This is a genomic window from Flavobacterium sp. PS2 (genome assembly GCF_046250155.1).
Classification (GTDB): Bacteria; Bacteroidota; Bacteroidia; order Flavobacteriales; family Flavobacteriaceae; genus Flavobacterium.
Genome location: NZ_CP176426.1, coordinates 329,123 through 343,433, shown reverse-complemented (window position 1 = coordinate 343,433; position 14,311 = coordinate 329,123). Strand labels below are relative to the sequence as shown.

Annotated in this window: 14 protein-coding genes; 6 read left to right on the top strand and 8 right to left on the bottom strand. The window is 32.1% G+C overall.

The window, feature by feature from the left end; translation table 11 throughout:
• Nucleotides 1–80 precede the first annotated feature (80 nt).
• The 8 genes from ACJ6WR_RS01440 to ACJ6WR_RS01405 all read right to left on the bottom strand — a co-directional run bounded on the left by ACJ6WR_RS01440 (nt 81) and on the right by ACJ6WR_RS01405 (nt 6,482).
• Nucleotides 81–683, bottom strand: a complete 603-nt coding sequence (locus ACJ6WR_RS01440) for a hypothetical protein (protein ID WP_409416857.1) — start codon at nt 681–683, stop codon at nt 81–83.
• Between the two features lie 153 nt (nt 684–836).
• Nucleotides 837–1,643 carry a hypothetical protein gene (locus tag ACJ6WR_RS01435; protein ID WP_409416856.1) on the bottom strand — a complete coding sequence of 269 codons (807 nt, stop codon included), beginning with the start codon at nt 1,641–1,643 and terminating at the stop codon, nt 837–839.
• A gap of 56 nt (nt 1,644–1,699) precedes the next feature.
• Nucleotides 1,700–2,413 (bottom strand): hypothetical protein, encoded by a 714-nt coding sequence (locus ACJ6WR_RS01430; protein WP_409416855.1) that lies wholly within the window; start codon nt 2,411–2,413, stop codon nt 1,700–1,702.
• 22 nt (nt 2,414–2,435) lie between these two features.
• Nucleotides 2,436–2,846, bottom strand: coding sequence for a DUF5958 family protein (locus ACJ6WR_RS01425; protein WP_409416854.1), 411 nt, complete (start codon nt 2,844–2,846; stop codon nt 2,436–2,438).
• 24 nt (nt 2,847–2,870) lie between these two features.
• Nucleotides 2,871–3,512 (bottom strand): hypothetical protein, encoded by a 642-nt coding sequence (locus ACJ6WR_RS01420; RefSeq protein WP_409416853.1) that lies wholly within the window; start codon nt 3,510–3,512, stop codon nt 2,871–2,873.
• Nucleotides 3,513–3,696: 184 nt separating this feature from the next.
• Nucleotides 3,697–4,956 (bottom strand): Na+/H+ antiporter, encoded by a 1,260-nt coding sequence (locus ACJ6WR_RS01415; RefSeq protein WP_409416852.1) that lies wholly within the window; start codon nt 4,954–4,956, stop codon nt 3,697–3,699.
• A gap of 59 nt (nt 4,957–5,015) precedes the next feature.
• Nucleotides 5,016–5,639 carry a hypothetical protein gene (locus ACJ6WR_RS01410; protein ID WP_409416851.1) on the bottom strand — a complete coding sequence of 208 codons (624 nt, stop codon included), beginning with the start codon at nt 5,637–5,639 and terminating at the stop codon, nt 5,016–5,018.
• A 105-nt stretch (nt 5,640–5,744) separates the two neighbouring features.
• Nucleotides 5,745–6,482 carry an ATP-grasp domain-containing protein gene (locus ACJ6WR_RS01405; RefSeq protein ID WP_409416850.1) on the bottom strand — a complete coding sequence of 246 codons (738 nt, stop codon included), beginning with the start codon at nt 6,480–6,482 and terminating at the stop codon, nt 5,745–5,747.
• A gap of 650 nt (nt 6,483–7,132) precedes the next feature.
• On the opposite strand from ACJ6WR_RS01405, the gene dnaK reads away from it, so the two are divergent.
• From dnaK to ACJ6WR_RS01375, 6 genes are all read left to right on the top strand, one after another.
• On the top strand, nt 7,133–9,016 hold the full coding sequence (gene dnaK / locus ACJ6WR_RS01400; protein ID WP_039112954.1) for a molecular chaperone DnaK: 1,884 nt from the start codon (nt 7,133–7,135) through the stop codon (nt 9,014–9,016).
• Between the two features lie 376 nt (nt 9,017–9,392).
• A complete protein-coding gene (locus ACJ6WR_RS01395) occupies nt 9,393–10,058 on the top strand; it encodes an IS6 family transposase (protein WP_409416849.1) in 666 nt (221 codons plus the stop codon).
• A gap of 100 nt (nt 10,059–10,158) precedes the next feature.
• A complete protein-coding gene (locus tag ACJ6WR_RS01390) occupies nt 10,159–10,725 on the top strand; it encodes a zeta toxin family protein (protein ID WP_409416848.1) in 567 nt (188 codons plus the stop codon).
• Nucleotides 10,726–10,731: 6 nt separating this feature from the next.
• Nucleotides 10,732–10,887: a hypothetical protein gene (locus tag ACJ6WR_RS01385; RefSeq protein ID WP_165572326.1), complete on the top strand. Its 156-nt coding sequence runs from the start codon at nt 10,732–10,734 to the stop codon at nt 10,885–10,887.
• 923 nt (nt 10,888–11,810) lie between these two features.
• Nucleotides 11,811–13,193 carry a sigma-54-dependent transcriptional regulator gene (locus ACJ6WR_RS01380; protein ID WP_039120347.1) on the top strand — a complete coding sequence of 461 codons (1,383 nt, stop codon included), beginning with the start codon at nt 11,811–11,813 and terminating at the stop codon, nt 13,191–13,193.
• Entirely contained in the window at nt 13,168–14,310 is a 1,143-nt protein-coding gene (locus ACJ6WR_RS01375; protein ID WP_039115298.1) for an FIST signal transduction protein, read from the top strand. The genes ACJ6WR_RS01380 and ACJ6WR_RS01375 overlap by 26 nt, the downstream gene beginning before the upstream one ends.
• Nucleotide 14,311: the final 1 nt, after the last annotated feature.

Sequence of the window (14,311 nt, the reverse complement as noted above, 5' to 3'; positions counted from 1 at the left end):
ATTGCTAATACTAAACAGTTTTTTTGTCACAAATTGTACGAATTTCTACGAATTAATTTTATTAATGTAGTATTCTGTTTTTAGTAAAATTCGGTAGTAAATGGTTTGAAATCCTGTAATTTTGGCAATGGTCGTATTAGGATTTTCTTTTGGTTTTTGGTAGGTTTTTCATTGCTATCATCGTAACGCTCGCTTGTGCTTACTCGTATTCCGGTTGATAAATTAAAATCGACCATTCCCATTGTTCCTTGTCCATCTGAATATACTTCTGAAAAACCGATTAATTCGAAATTAGTATTCTGATAGCGAAATTTATGTTCGAAATTGCCTCTTGTTAGCTCGTTTTTAATAGTTAGGATTCCTTTTTCGATAGTGATATCATAAAAAGAATTCCCATTGTAATATCCGTTTTTGCCTTCTGGATATTGTGGGTCAATGGCTTTTATTGTTGAAACTATTAACTTAAAAGTACCGTTGGGTTGAGCAAAGAATATGCTTAGTTTATAAGGAGCTTTTGGGTTTATGGTATCTTGAGTAACTACAACCAAATCGGGTAAATTATCTTTGTTTAAATCTCCTTTTACTTTTTTTATTTGAACAACAAAGTTATCTTTTTGACTCCTTTTTTGAGCTATCAATGATGATGAAATGAAAATAAAAAGAAGTAATACTATTTTGTTCATAGTGTTTTTGTAGAATGGTTTTATTGTAATGACCTGTTGATTGAGATTAATTTAAACAAATAGAAACATAAATGTTTATCTATGTTTCTATTTGTAAATTTCATTTTTGCGAGTTATACTCAACGGTTTATAGTAAAAATGTTCTTGAATTATTTATGGTTCGTCACACTCTGAAGTTACTTTTATAAACAGTTTGGCAAATTCTTTTGCCATAGTACCATCATCATTTATCTTGAATGCTGCGGCATTAGCACAATTCCACCAGCCATAGGTCATTAATTCTATTTTAGCATTTAAAACTCTGTCTTTAGAATTGTATTTCTCCAGATGTCTTTTCATAAAATCTTCTGGACTACCATTATTCTTTTTTTGCTTTTCAGCCAAATTATTCCAGGTTTTCAGCATTAAAATGGAATCATTAGAAGTTAATGCTTTTGTATATTCTGTACAATTTTTAGAGAATCGGTTGTTAAGTAAGACTGAAGGATTGGAATAGGCCTCGATAGCTATTTTTGTTAGTTCGTATGTGTCCTTTAATTCATGTAACTTCTCCGCTTTTATTTTTTCCCAATACGGTGATGAAATCATTTTTTTGTTATAAAAAGCTTTTTTCTCGTTGTATTCTGCGGTTAAATCAGAAAGGCTTAGTTTATCGATTTCGGCTTGAGAACTCGGGCTTGAATTGGTACTTAAACTGCCGCCTGAATTAGAAAACCATAAATCGTAGGTGTTCTTTAATTCTTCTTCGGTGTATTTTTCTGAGTCATATGTTCCTGTATTGGCACATAGTTCGGTATCCCATTTAAAAACGGCAGTTTTACCGCTAGTGGTACTGTTTTCTGTAGTAGAGGTTGTGGTTTCTTGTTCTGTTTCTTCTGTTTCTTCTGTTTGTTTTTTTTGCTTATCGGAGCAAGATAATAAGAGTATTGAACTTAAGAATAATAATAGGGTTTGTTTCATTGGGTAATAATTAAATATAAAACTTGGCTTTTAATAATTCGAATTTAATACTATTTTTAATATCCTTTATCATTATAGATATTGAATTTTTCAAACGAAACTTCTCCAAAGTCTTTTACTGTTTTTAGTTTCTCATAATCAACAACTAAGGCTTCGGCATTTTTATCATTACCGTCATTAAGTTTGTAGTTTATATAATGGTCTTTGTACAGAAACCAATTGTTTTTGACTTTATTATATTTAAATGTAGTAACATTTTCCCAATGATGTCCTCCTGAAACGCCATGTTCTATAGAGAAATAACCATTTTTTATTGTTATTCCTGTAAATGGATCTCCAAAAAGTCCGCCGCAATCTATGCAATACACGGCATTATCATTTTGATACGCTAGTTTGTAAGTACCGTCTTTTTGACCTAACAAGATAAGTAATGGTCTTTTATCGGGTTTGTTTTCGGCATAGTTAGATGTAGATGCTTCGCTGGTTTTGCGTAAGACTAAGATAGCATCGGTATATGGGTCAAAATTAAGATTTCCTGATTCTATGCTTATAACACTATATTCTTTTGGCACAAAAGCTTTTAAATCTTGATCTAAACTATCAATGGAGTCATTAAATGTTTGATGCTTTTCTATCGAATCAGATTTAGTTTCTTCTTTTTGAATAGAGTCAGTGTTATTCTCTAACTTATCGATTGTTTTTTCTTTTGTGGCATGATTGCAAGAGAAAAGTAATATTGATGCTAGTAGGAGGTATGCGGTATTTTTCATTGTTTTATCAATTTCTATAATTCTAAGAAAAGTTTAAGAGGTTGTCTAAATTATGCCAGTCATGATAACAATTATTTTGGCAATATGTATTTCTTCTTTCGGTATCTGCGATTTTAAATACCGAAATTAATGTAATAAAAGTTTTTTTTATTTCATAATCTGGAAGTAATTCAATCTTATCCAAAGCAACTTTTAGGTTTTTATAAGTTTTTAAAAGCACAATAGCAGTTGCCGTTGGTTTTAAAGGTATTAATTGAATTGCTTTATTGAATGTTTCTTCGGTAGGATGAGATTGTATTAAACATTGACCTGTCCATCTAATAATTTTTTTTTGAGTTTGAGTTTCAAGATTGCCAAACCAATCCAAAATTTGCTCAAGATTGATTTTTTCTTGAGCAAACTTATTTATCATTAGGTCTCTTACTGTAAGCAATTTTATTATTTTAAGAATATTGTTTTATTTTTTCTTGATTTCTTGGGCTATTTTAAGAATGTCCCACCATTTTTTCTCAGAGCTTGGTTTTGGATTGTCTAAAATAGTTTCTCCGTTAAAGTCTAAAATGTATTCATTTGATTCGAAGTCGAATAAATGAATTTGATTATTTTCTATACTAAATTCTGTTTTTCCTTCTTGATTTACCCAGATATTTCTCCCTCCAAAACTCCATATTATCTCTCCGCTCTTGGTTATTCTTTTGATGTCGAGTTCTCCGTGGATAATAAAATCATCTTCGACTTTATGAATTGAAAAATTGGTTATAAAATCTATTTCTTTGCGCCATATTAAATCTAATGTTGGAATTTCAAGACAATATACTTTGTTGCAAACGCAAATCCAGATTTTGTCTTCTTCGATTACAAATGATTTTTCGGTTATTGCTGTTGCTCCACCGCTTTCGCAAATTATGGCACTTGCAATTTCATTATCGGATTCTTTAATAATAATTCCGCATTTACTTGTTGGGTAAAACCGATCTTCATTATTTTTTCCAGGAAAGAAAACTGTATCGTAAACTTTTAAATTATCAGCCGAGTTTATCGTGTAATTGATGTCGTTTATGACTTCGATTTGATAATTTTTATAGTTAAGTTTTACCATTTATTATTTTATTGCTAAGGTAGTTGTTTACAAATTTAAATGCTTTATCTAAATTAATTAAAATATATAAGCTGTCACAAAATTCTTAGACCTGATTATAGCGACATCCTTTTTCTGGCTTTTTTAGACAGGAAAAGATATAGCGTCCCGAAGTTTCGGGAGCAGGATTGGCTCCTGAAAATAATTATTCCTTTTTTGGATTAAGTTTTTTGACTATCCACGGTAATGTAAGTCCTTGCCCGATGAGAGTTAGTAATACTACGGCAACTGAGATGAATATTATTGCGCTTCGTTGGGGAAATGGACTTCCGTCTTCGAGTGTTTTGGGTAATCCCATGGCAATGGCTAGCGAAACAATACCGCGCATTCCAGACCAACTTATTATGAAGCTATTCTTGGAATCCAGAAGTGTGTGTTCACTAACTTTTCTTTTTTTCGTGTCATTTTTTTTGAATGCTTTCTGAAGCTTTATTTTCTGAAGAAATACCCTTGTCATTCGTATCAATAATGCTACAATTGTTATTATTACTGCATAACCAATATAAGGTAGTATAAGGCTGTTGTCGATATTTTTTAGGATATAAGGAAAATTGAGTCCGATTAGGATAAAGATTAATCCGTTTAGGAGGAAGATAATAATATCCCATAATCCTTTGGATTGGTTCTTTAAACTTTCGGGGAAAATCTTGTTGCTAAAACGTGCTATTGCTAGTCCTAATATTACTACGGCGATAACTCCTGAAACATGCAGGTGTTCGGCAACCAAATAGGTTACAAAAGGCATAAGGAGCATGAAGCTTATTGTGACTATTGGGTTTTTATGTACTCTCTGGAGCACAAACGCTAAAATTTTTCCCATTGTAAAACCTACCAGAAATCCGCCTCCTAATAATAGTATAAATTGTAATGTTGCTTCCCATATTACAAATGAATATCCTAATGCTGCTGCAACTGCAAAGCGATATGCTACTAATGCCGAAGCATCGTTAATAAGGCTTTCGCCTTCTAGGATTGTTATGGTTTTGTGCGATAGTCCTAATCCTTTGGTAATGCTCATGGCAGCAACAGCATCGGTTGCAGAGAGTATGGAGCCTAATACAAATGCTAGTGGCCATGTCATTCCTGGTATCATATAACGCGCTACTACAGCTATCCAAAACGTGGTAAGAAATACTAAGGGTATTGCTAGTGTGCCTATTGTACTAAGATTGGTCTTAAAATCTTTTGGGGAAATATTAAATGAGGCGTCGTATAATAATGGTGGCAGGAAGAGTAGGAAGATTATCTCGGGATTAATTTCTATCTCAGGAATTCCGGGAATAAATCCTATGGCAAGACCTACGATTACCAGTAAGATAGGGTAGGGCAATTTTATTTGTTCTGCAAGTACAGAAAGTCCTATTACTATTGCGAGTATAAATATGATGATGCTGTAATTTTCCATTTACGTAATTTTGAAAAATGCTAATGTAATATTGCTGTATTTGTTTTTTTTTGATTATTTTAACTTGTTGGAAAACATTCTATTAGTAAAGTGTTTCCATTCTTCCATTTTATCCATCCTGATTTTATTTCACTTCTTACGTCATCACATTCAGATGTGAAAATCTCAATCCAATCGCCTTTCATCGATTTAACCTGAAAACACTCTTCTCCTAAATATTTAATTGTTCCGGAATTTGTATTTGGCAATTTATAAATTTTGTCAGCTTTCGATTTTCTTGAAATTCTAAACATATCCTGAAGGTACTTTTCCCAATCTCTAAATTCGGTATTTTTACTTTTCTTAATCCAGAGTGATTTTCCAGACTCATTGTCTACAATTATCTTAAACCAGTCTTTTTCTTGTTTCTCGCAGCGGAAAACAAAGAAGTTATAATCTAACCATAGTATTTCTGGTTTTAACCATTTTTGTTGATTTTTGAGATCTTTAATGTTCCAGCTGTTGATCGTTTCATCATTAAAAAAACGAATTGTTTTTATAGGTTGTTTATCATTAATTGAAGAATAAAAGGGCAAAACTGTTTTGTCATTAAATTTAATAGCAATTAAACCAATTCCCAAATTGGTTTGTGCAAATGCCGAAATAGACAAAGTCAAAAAGAGTAAAGTTAGTTTTAGTTTCATTTTTTTATTTTGGGTTAATAGCTGTTTTCTAGCTTTCCTTACAATCTCCAACAGGAAGATTATCTGTAACTCTCAATTTTGACCTACTTGTTGGCAACAGTATTTTTAAAATCGAGTATAATCTTTTGTTTTTGTTAACTCTGACCATCTTGCAGATAAAAACTTAGCATAATTTGTTGGGCTTATTCCATAAGTTCCCAACGAATGTCCATCATTTATTTCGACTAATTTCATAGTGTCATTTTCATCTATACCAAAATCTAAAGCGTATGAAGCTGGAGCACTTTTAAAATCTTTAACAGCATTTTCAATTATAGACAAGTCGAGTTTAGAATCCCAAGCACCTTTATACTGTCTAATATCTAAAATTTGACCGTATCTTATAAAACATCTCCATTCAGTTTTAAAATTTACTATTTCAGAACACCAAATTTGCGTTGGATTGTCGTTGTCAACAATTCCAATAAAGTCTTTATAATCCTTAACGACTTTTCCTGCAAACTTTTTGGTGTCTTTTTTTGGTTTTATAAAAATATTCCAATTTTTTTCGTCTGCAAATATTTCTTCAATTGTAGAAACCCAAACCTTTCTGCCTAAATATTTTTCTAATTCTTGAGGATAATCTATTTCATTTGAAGGTCGTTCTATTCCAAATTTTTCCAATCGTTTTCTAACGTTTCCAATGCCTCCAACAACTAAACTTTCGGGGTTGTTGTCTGTGATGTCATCTATTAAAAAGTATTTTTCTGTTTCCCAACCTAAAGTTTGGAAGCCTTCGTTGGCAACATAAGCGTTTACATTGTAGTAGTTTCCGGATTTGTCTGTTTGAATGTATGCTTTCATTGAATGTTCTTATCTGTTACTATTTTGGAAAGTATTTTTAATCTAGAACAGCAGTTGTTCATCAATTCTATTTGTTTTGTTGCTGTTCCTGTGAATATAAGTAATTTAAAAATGGTGCTAATGTAGCTATTTCCTTAAAATTATTTAAATCCTGTAGGGTATTATGCTATTAGATTATGCTAATTTTTTTTTGATAATAAAGTTAAGATTAAGTTTAGTATCGGTTATGTTTTTTTATCGTGACCTTAAAATTCATTGTCTTTTGGATATTTATGTTTAAATTTATGTTTTTAATAACTTTTTGAAATATAGTATTTTATATAAGATTTGTAATTTTATATTTTTAGGGAAGTATTAAAGTAGGGTAGTTTAATAGTTGTTCTAGCCCTGATGGAAACGGCATCCTTTTTCTGGCTTCTTTAGACAGAAAAAGATATAGTGTACAGCAGGAATAGCTCCTGATAATGACATTGTATATTGGGTTGTGACGTAAATGTCAGTAGGGAAAAATGTCATGTTGTCATATAATATTTGGTGTGCCAGTATGGAAAACTGACAATTTATATGGTTTTTTTGTATTGGCACAAAGATTGACTTAAGCACCATGAGTTGTTAAAATAAGTATACATCAAAATTAAATATATAAAAAAATGGGTAAAATAATCGGAATTGATTTAGGGACTACGAACTCTTGTGTTTCTGTAATGGAAGGTAACGAAGCAGTTGTTATTCCTAACGCAGAAGGAAAAAGAACAACGCCATCTATCATCGCTTTTGTTGAAGGTGGAGAAATTAAAGTGGGTGATCCTGCAAAAAGACAAGCGGTAACGAATCCTACAAAAACGATTGCTTCTATTAAACGTTTTATGGGACACACTTTTGCTGAGACTACAAACGAAGCAAAAAGAGTATCTTACAAAGTAGTAAAAGGTGACAACAATACTCCACGTGTGGATATTGATGGTCGTTTATATACTGCTCAGGAATTGTCTGCAATGACTCTTCAAAAAATGAAAAAAACTGCTGAAGACTATTTAGGTCAAACTGTAACTGAAGCGGTTATTACTGTTCCTGCTTACTTTAATGATGCACAACGTCAAGCTACGAAAGAAGCTGGTGAAATTGCAGGTCTTAAAGTTATGCGTATCATCAATGAGCCTACAGCAGCAGCTTTGGCTTACGGATTAGACAAAAAAGGAACTGATCAAAAAATTGCTGTTTACGATTTAGGTGGAGGTACATTTGATATCTCTGTTCTTGAATTAGGAGACGGTGTATTTGAAGTATTATCTACAAACGGAGATACTCACTTAGGTGGAGATGATTTTGACCACGAAATTATTGACTGGTTAGCTGACGAATTTAAAGCTGAAGAAGGTATTGACTTACGTCTTGACCCAATGTCATTACAGCGTTTGAAAGAAGCTGCTGAGAAAGCAAAAATTGAATTGTCTTCTTCTTCTGAAACTGAAATCAACTTGCCATACGTAACTGCTACGGCTTCTGGACCAAAACACTTAGTGAAAAAATTGTCTAGAGCTCAGTTCGAAAAATTAACTGATTCATTAGTTAAACGTTCTATGGAGCCAGTTGCTAAAGCATTAAAAGATGCAGGTTTAACTACTGCTGATATTGACGAAGTTATTCTTGTAGGAGGTTCTACTCGTATGCCAAGAATCGCTGACGAAGTTGAAAAATTCTTTGGTAAAAAAGCATCTAAAGGTGTTAACCCTGATGAGGTTGTTGCAATTGGAGCAGCTATTCAAGGTGGAGTTTTATCTGGAGATGTAAAAGATGTATTGTTACTTGACGTTACACCTTTATCTTTAGGTATCGAAACTATGGGTGGTGTATTGACTAAATTAATTGAGTCTAATACTACTATTCCAACTAAAAAATCTCAAGTTTTCTCTACTGCTGCTGATTCTCAACCATCTGTTGAAATTCACGTATTGCAAGGTGAAAGAGCGATGGCTGCTGATAACAAAACTATCGGTCGTTTTCACTTAGATGGTATTCCACCAGCACCAAGAGGAGTTCCTCAAATCGAGGTTACTTTTGATATCGATGCTAATGGTATCATCAAAGTTTCTGCTACTGATAAAGGAACAGGAAAATCTCATGATATCCGTATCGAAGCTTCTTCTGGATTAACAGCTGAAGAAATCGAAAAAATGAAAAAAGATGCTGAAGCTAACGCTGACGCTGATAAAATAGCAAAAGAAAGAGCTGAGAAATTAAACGAAGCTGACAGCATGATTTTCCAAACTGAAACTCAATTAAAAGAGTTAGGAAGCAAATTAGCTGACGATCATAAAGTTGCTGTTGAGTACGCTTTAACTGAATTGAGAATGGCTCACCAATCTCAAGACATTCCAGCTATTCAAACTGCTCTTGACAACATTAATGCAGCTTGGAAAACAGCTACAGAAGCAATGTACGCTCAAGGAGAACAAGGTCAACAAGCTGCTCCACAACAAGAGCAAGCTCAAGGAGACAATGTTGAAGACGTTGAATTTGAAGAAGTCAAATAATTACTGATTAACATCAGTTAATAATAAGTATTAAGCCGCTGTAAACGAAACGTTTACAGCGGTTTTTCTTTTTTGTTCTTTTTCGTTTCAGCTGTTTTTTAATCGTTTTTTGCCATACATTTGTACCATATTTGTACCGGCACTTAAAAGGAGACGAAGTGGCACTTATGTCTACTTATGGTATCTTAATGAGGAGACAAAGATGATGAAAAGAATAAATAAACAATGTCTTAACTGCGGGGAGGAATTTCTGCCTAAAACTGTGGCTTCTGTTTACTGCTCACATTTATGCAGTAAAAAAGCATACAAACTCAAGATACGGTTCTGTCGCATCTGGGAATAACTTTTATCTTTAGAATTTTAAACCGATCAAAAGATGAATACTAAAGGTCATTGTTATCCAAAATATATAATTCTTCAGGCAGTATATTTCAAGCTAAGATTTACACTTAGTTACCGTGATGTTGAGGAAATAATGAAAATTAGAGGAGTGCTTGTGGATCATGCTACGATTCAGCGCTGGGTTTATAAGTTTACACCTTTGCTTGAGTCAGCGATGAAGAAGAGAAAAGGTAGCGTGGGAGGGAGCTGGAGATTAGATGAGACCTATATCAAAGTAAATGGTATTTGGTGTTATTTATATAGAGCAGTAGATAAATTAGGCAATACAGTAGACTTTCTTTTGACCAGAAAAAGACAGAGAATGAGTGCGCAGTCATTTCTAATTAAAGCAATTAGTGATAACTACAGGCCAAGAGTAATAAACATTGATAAAAGTGGTTCTAATACTGCCCCTATCAAAGTCTATAACAAGTGTTTATGCTCAAAGATTAAAATCCGGCAGTGTAAATATCTCAACAATATTGTAGAACAGAACCATCGATTTATAAAATGGCGAATACAAAACGGGTTAGGTTTTAAAAGTTTTGAATCGGCTAGGCGAACATTGAGTGGAATTGAAGTTGTGCATATGCTTAGAAAGAAACAGATGGTCAGTCTAGGGATAACTATGTTTAAATCATTCTGTAAACTGGCATGCTAAATTTTAAATCACTTAAATTCTTATATTTGATTCTGATAGATGCGACAGAACCTAATATAGACTATTTATATTAAATGTGAAATTGCTTATCTTTGCTCAAATGAGTAAAAATCTTTATATAATAGCAGGGTGTAATGGAGCAGGTAAAACAACCGCTTCATTTACAATACTTCCAGAAATATTAAATTGTAAGGAGTTTGTAAATGCAGATGAGATTGCGAAAGGTCTATCACCCTTTCAGCCAGAAAAAGTTGCTTTTGAAGCTGGCAGAATAATGTTACATAGGATAAATGAGCTATTATCTAACAATGAAGTATTTGCTTTTGAGACAACATTAGCCACAAAAAGTTATAAATCAAAAGTATTTCTGGCGCAGGAAAAAGGATATAAGGTTATACTTTTGTTTTTTTGGCTTCAAGATGTTAATCTGGCTATTGAACGAGTAAGAACCAGAGTCCAGGAAGGTGGTCATAATATTGAAAATGATGTTATCAGACGCCGATATGCCAATGGATTAATAAATTTATTTAAGATATATTTACCAATAGTTGATGAGGCAATGATATTTGATAACACTAATGCAAAGGCAGAATTAATAGCACAAAAAACATTAGGTAATACGATTGAAATTTTAAATAAAATTAAGTTCGATAAACTAAAAGAATAACGACAAATGGAAAATCACAAAACAACATCGACTCAGAAGAAAGTTCTAGAAGGAATGGATAAAGTTTACGAAAAGCTAATTGAATTTAAAAAGAAAGCAAACAGCGATTTAGTAGTAATGAAGGATGGTAAAATAGTCAGAATAAAACCTAATACATTGTAATTTTTTTTTGAAAATAAATTTTAAGCCCATTTCTATGGGCTTTTTTTATGCAGATATTTAAACAAAAGTAAAGATGAAATTTCTGACGGAGCCAGTAATGCGGTGCTTCATCTGCGATACTTTTATAATAAACGGTTCCATGTAAGGAATTTCTAATAAATATCAAGGATTTAAACCAATAGCCTAAACAAACGGTTCTGTCGCATCTGGGAATAACTTTTATCTTTAGAATTTTAAACCTATCAAAAAATGAATACTAAAGGGGATTGTTATCCAAAATACATAATCCTTTAGATAGTATATTTCAAATTAAGATTTACACTTAGGTATCGTGATGTTAAGAAGTAATGAAGATTAGAGGAGGCTTAACCATTCGAACCTTAACTTCTTATGTGCTGATTTTATTAGGTGACTTGCTTTTGAAAACAGCCTGTGCCACGATTCTGCCACAAAACTTAAAATGGTAGTTCTATTCTTTTCATCATTAGATGTTAATTCTGTTAGGGGACCCTTAATGAACAAATTGCAAACCATTTTCTACAGGATTTAAAGAAAATAGTCGGCTTTAAAATTAATATTGAAAGATGAATATTGAAAATTAGCATCATAAAAGTTTGCATGTTTAAGGAGTATTATTGGGATAATTATGTTTAAATAATACTGTTCTTCAGTAGTAGAGTTTTATACTGTCGCTATCTCAATAATATTTTAATGAAACACATGCGACAGAGCTGGGTATTTCACCTAAAAATTTACTAAATGAAATTTTCTAGCAATTTGTCAATGAAGCTTTCTTTCTTTATAATCTAAAACTTTTTTTTTCTTCTTACAAAAAGTAATAAATATATGATTGAAAATTAAAGACATAGAGTTTTTTTTGTAACTTGGTATGAATTAGATTTAATTTTAACAAACAGATACTTATGAAATTATTCAAAATTTTTTTAGTTGAAGATGATCCCTTTTTTGGAGAAACTTTAAAGTATCACCTTAAGTTAAATCCTGATTTTGAAGTTTTTTTATTTAAAACAGGAAAAGAATGTTTGGATAATTTATTTCAGAACCCCAATATTATTTGTTTGGATTTTGGATTGCCAGATATAACAGGTGATTTACTTCTTAAAAAAATTCAACAAACAAATAATCAAATTCCCATTATCATTATAAGTGGTCAGGAAGAAATTGAAGTAGCCGTTGATTTTTTAAAATCGGGTGCAAAAGATTACATTGTGAAAAGCAATCACACAAAAGAGTTGCTTTGGAATTCAATTATTAAAATCAGGGAAAATTTAAACCTTATAAATGAAGTAGAAGAACTAAAGGAAAAACTCGAGCAAAAGTTTAGTTTTGAAAATACTATAATAGGGCAAAGTGAAGGAATAAAAGTTGTTTTTAATAAAATAAATAAATCTTTAAGTACTAATATAAATGTTTCTATAACGGGAGAGACAGGAACTGGTAAAGAGATTGTTGCAAAGGCAATTCATTACAATTCTGAGAGAAAAAACAAACCCTTTGTAGCATTAAATATGGCTGCTATTCCAAAAGAATTGGTCGAAAGCGAGTTTTTTGGACATGAAAAAGGAGCCTTTACCGGGGCAGATCAAAAAACGATTGGGAAATTTGAGCAAGCCGATGGCGGAACTATTTTTCTTGACGAAATAGCTGAGCTAGATTTAAATCTTCAAAGTAAATTACTACGAGTGCTTCAAGAACGCGAAGTGACAAGACTTGGTGGAAAGGCAGTCATTAAGTTTAATGCCAGATTAATTATTGCGACTCATAAAGATTTAAAAGAGGAGGTTAAAAAAGGAGCATTTAGAGAAGATCTGTATTATAGAATTATCGGTTTGCCAATAGAATTACCACCTTTAAGAGAGAGAGGTAACGATATTTTACTTTTGTCAAAACATTTTATGGATTTGTTTGTTAAAGAAAATAAATTGAAAACGATTACTATTACCAAAGAAGCTAAAGAAAAACTCCTTAAACATAAATTTCCAGGAAATATAAGAGAACTTAAATCGATAATAGATCTTGCTTGCGTTATGTGTGAGAGCAATGAAATTTGTGTAGAAGATTTAACTTTTGACTCGATAAATGATACCGATTTTTTCTTGTCTGAAGATAAGACATTAAAAGAGTTTACTTCTGAAATTATACTGCATTACTTAAAAAAGAATAATGATGATGTATTAAAAACTGCCAAACAATTAGACATCGGAAAATCTACGATTTATAATTTAATTCAAGCAGGTCAAACTAAAAAAAAAGATTTAAATGAAAGTAGCCACAGTTTTATTTGAAAGCAATTCTTTTGTAAGAGAATTAAATAATGATAATTTGGATTTTACTGATTCCGACTTAGTTTTAGGTTTTGGATCAAGAGATTTAGTTTCTGATGATACAATTTTTAATCAGTTGAAAAATAAATTTCCATCTTCACAATTAATATTATGTTCTTCGGCTGGGGAGATTTATGATAATGAAGTTCTTGATGATACAATAGCTCTTACTGCAATTAAATTTTCTTCAACAGTAATTAAAACTTATGAAGTAGATATAACAGATTTTAAAAATAGTTTTGAAGCAGGTTCTTCCTTGATTGAGAAATTTGTTCAGGAGGATTTAAAATTAGTTCTGGTACTCTCTGATGGAGGAAAAGTAAATGGGAGTGAGTTGGTAAATGGTATGAATGCCGTAAAAAAGGAAAAAGTATTAATAGTGGGTGGTCTTGCTGGTGATGCTGCAAAATTTGAAAAGACTGTTGTAGGATTGAATGCCCGACCAACTCAAGGTAAAATTATTGCTATTGGTTTTTATGGCCAGAAGTTATTGGTATCTCATGGCTCTTTGGGTGGCTGGGAAAGTTTTGGATTAGAAAGGATAGTTACAAAATCGAAAAGCAATGTTCTATATGAAATTGATGGTAAAAACGTATTAGATCTTTATAAAAGTTATTTAGGAAAATATGCGGATGAATTACCAGGTTCGGCACTACTTTTTCCGCTATCTATTAAGATTGAAGAAGTAGACGAACCCATTGTTAGAACTATTTTATCGATAGATGAAACCAATCAAACCATGACTTTTGCAGGAGATGTTCCCGAGGGGAGTAAAGTGCGTTTTATGAAGGCAAACTTTGACAGACTAATTGATGCAGCAAGTGATGCTGCGTCTTCTTGCTTAGAAGTAAATAGTTTTAGCCCAAAACTGGCTCTCTTAATAAGTTGCGTAGGAAGAAAATTAATTCTTGGAACCCGTATTGATGAAGAAGTTGAAGCTGTTTCTGATATTTTTGGAGGCGATACTATTCTTTCAGGGTTTTATTCCTATGGAGAAATTTCGCCATTAAAACCTTTTGGAGAATGCATACTTCATAACCAAACAATGACTATTACTTGTATAAATGAAATAGAGTAGT

What these genes read in the sequence shown, in the direction of transcription:
- ACJ6WR_RS01440 (WP_409416857.1), bottom strand. Translation starts at nt 683, where the DNA reads ATGAACAAAATAGTATTACTTCTTTTTATTTTCATTTCATCATCATTG.
- ACJ6WR_RS01435 (WP_409416856.1), bottom strand. Translation starts at nt 1,643, where the DNA reads ATGAAACAAACCCTATTATTATTCTTAAGTTCAATACTCTTATTATCT.
- ACJ6WR_RS01430 (WP_409416855.1), bottom strand. Translation starts at nt 2,413, where the DNA reads ATGAAAAATACCGCATACCTCCTACTAGCATCAATATTACTTTTCTCT.
- ACJ6WR_RS01420 (WP_409416853.1), bottom strand. Translation starts at nt 3,512, where the DNA reads ATGGTAAAACTTAACTATAAAAATTATCAAATCGAAGTCATAAACGAC.
- ACJ6WR_RS01415 (WP_409416852.1), bottom strand. Translation starts at nt 4,956, where the DNA reads ATGGAAAATTACAGCATCATCATATTTATACTCGCAATAGTAATAGGA.
- ACJ6WR_RS01410 (WP_409416851.1), bottom strand. Translation starts at nt 5,639, where the DNA reads ATGAAACTAAAACTAACTTTACTCTTTTTGACTTTGTCTATTTCGGCA.
- ACJ6WR_RS01405 (WP_409416850.1), bottom strand. Translation starts at nt 6,482, where the DNA reads ATGAAAGCATACATTCAAACAGACAAATCCGGAAACTACTACAATGTA.
- dnaK (WP_039112954.1), top strand. Translation starts at nt 7,133, where the DNA reads ATGGGTAAAATAATCGGAATTGATTTAGGGACTACGAACTCTTGTGTT.
- ACJ6WR_RS01395 (WP_409416849.1), top strand. Translation starts at nt 9,393, where the DNA reads ATGAATACTAAAGGTCATTGTTATCCAAAATATATAATTCTTCAGGCA.
- ACJ6WR_RS01390 (WP_409416848.1), top strand. Translation starts at nt 10,159, where the DNA reads ATGAGTAAAAATCTTTATATAATAGCAGGGTGTAATGGAGCAGGTAAA.
- ACJ6WR_RS01385 (WP_165572326.1), top strand. Translation starts at nt 10,732, where the DNA reads ATGGAAAATCACAAAACAACATCGACTCAGAAGAAAGTTCTAGAAGGA.
- ACJ6WR_RS01380 (WP_039120347.1), top strand. Translation starts at nt 11,811, where the DNA reads ATGAAATTATTCAAAATTTTTTTAGTTGAAGATGATCCCTTTTTTGGA.
- ACJ6WR_RS01375 (WP_039115298.1), top strand. Translation starts at nt 13,168, where the DNA reads ATGAAAGTAGCCACAGTTTTATTTGAAAGCAATTCTTTTGTAAGAGAA.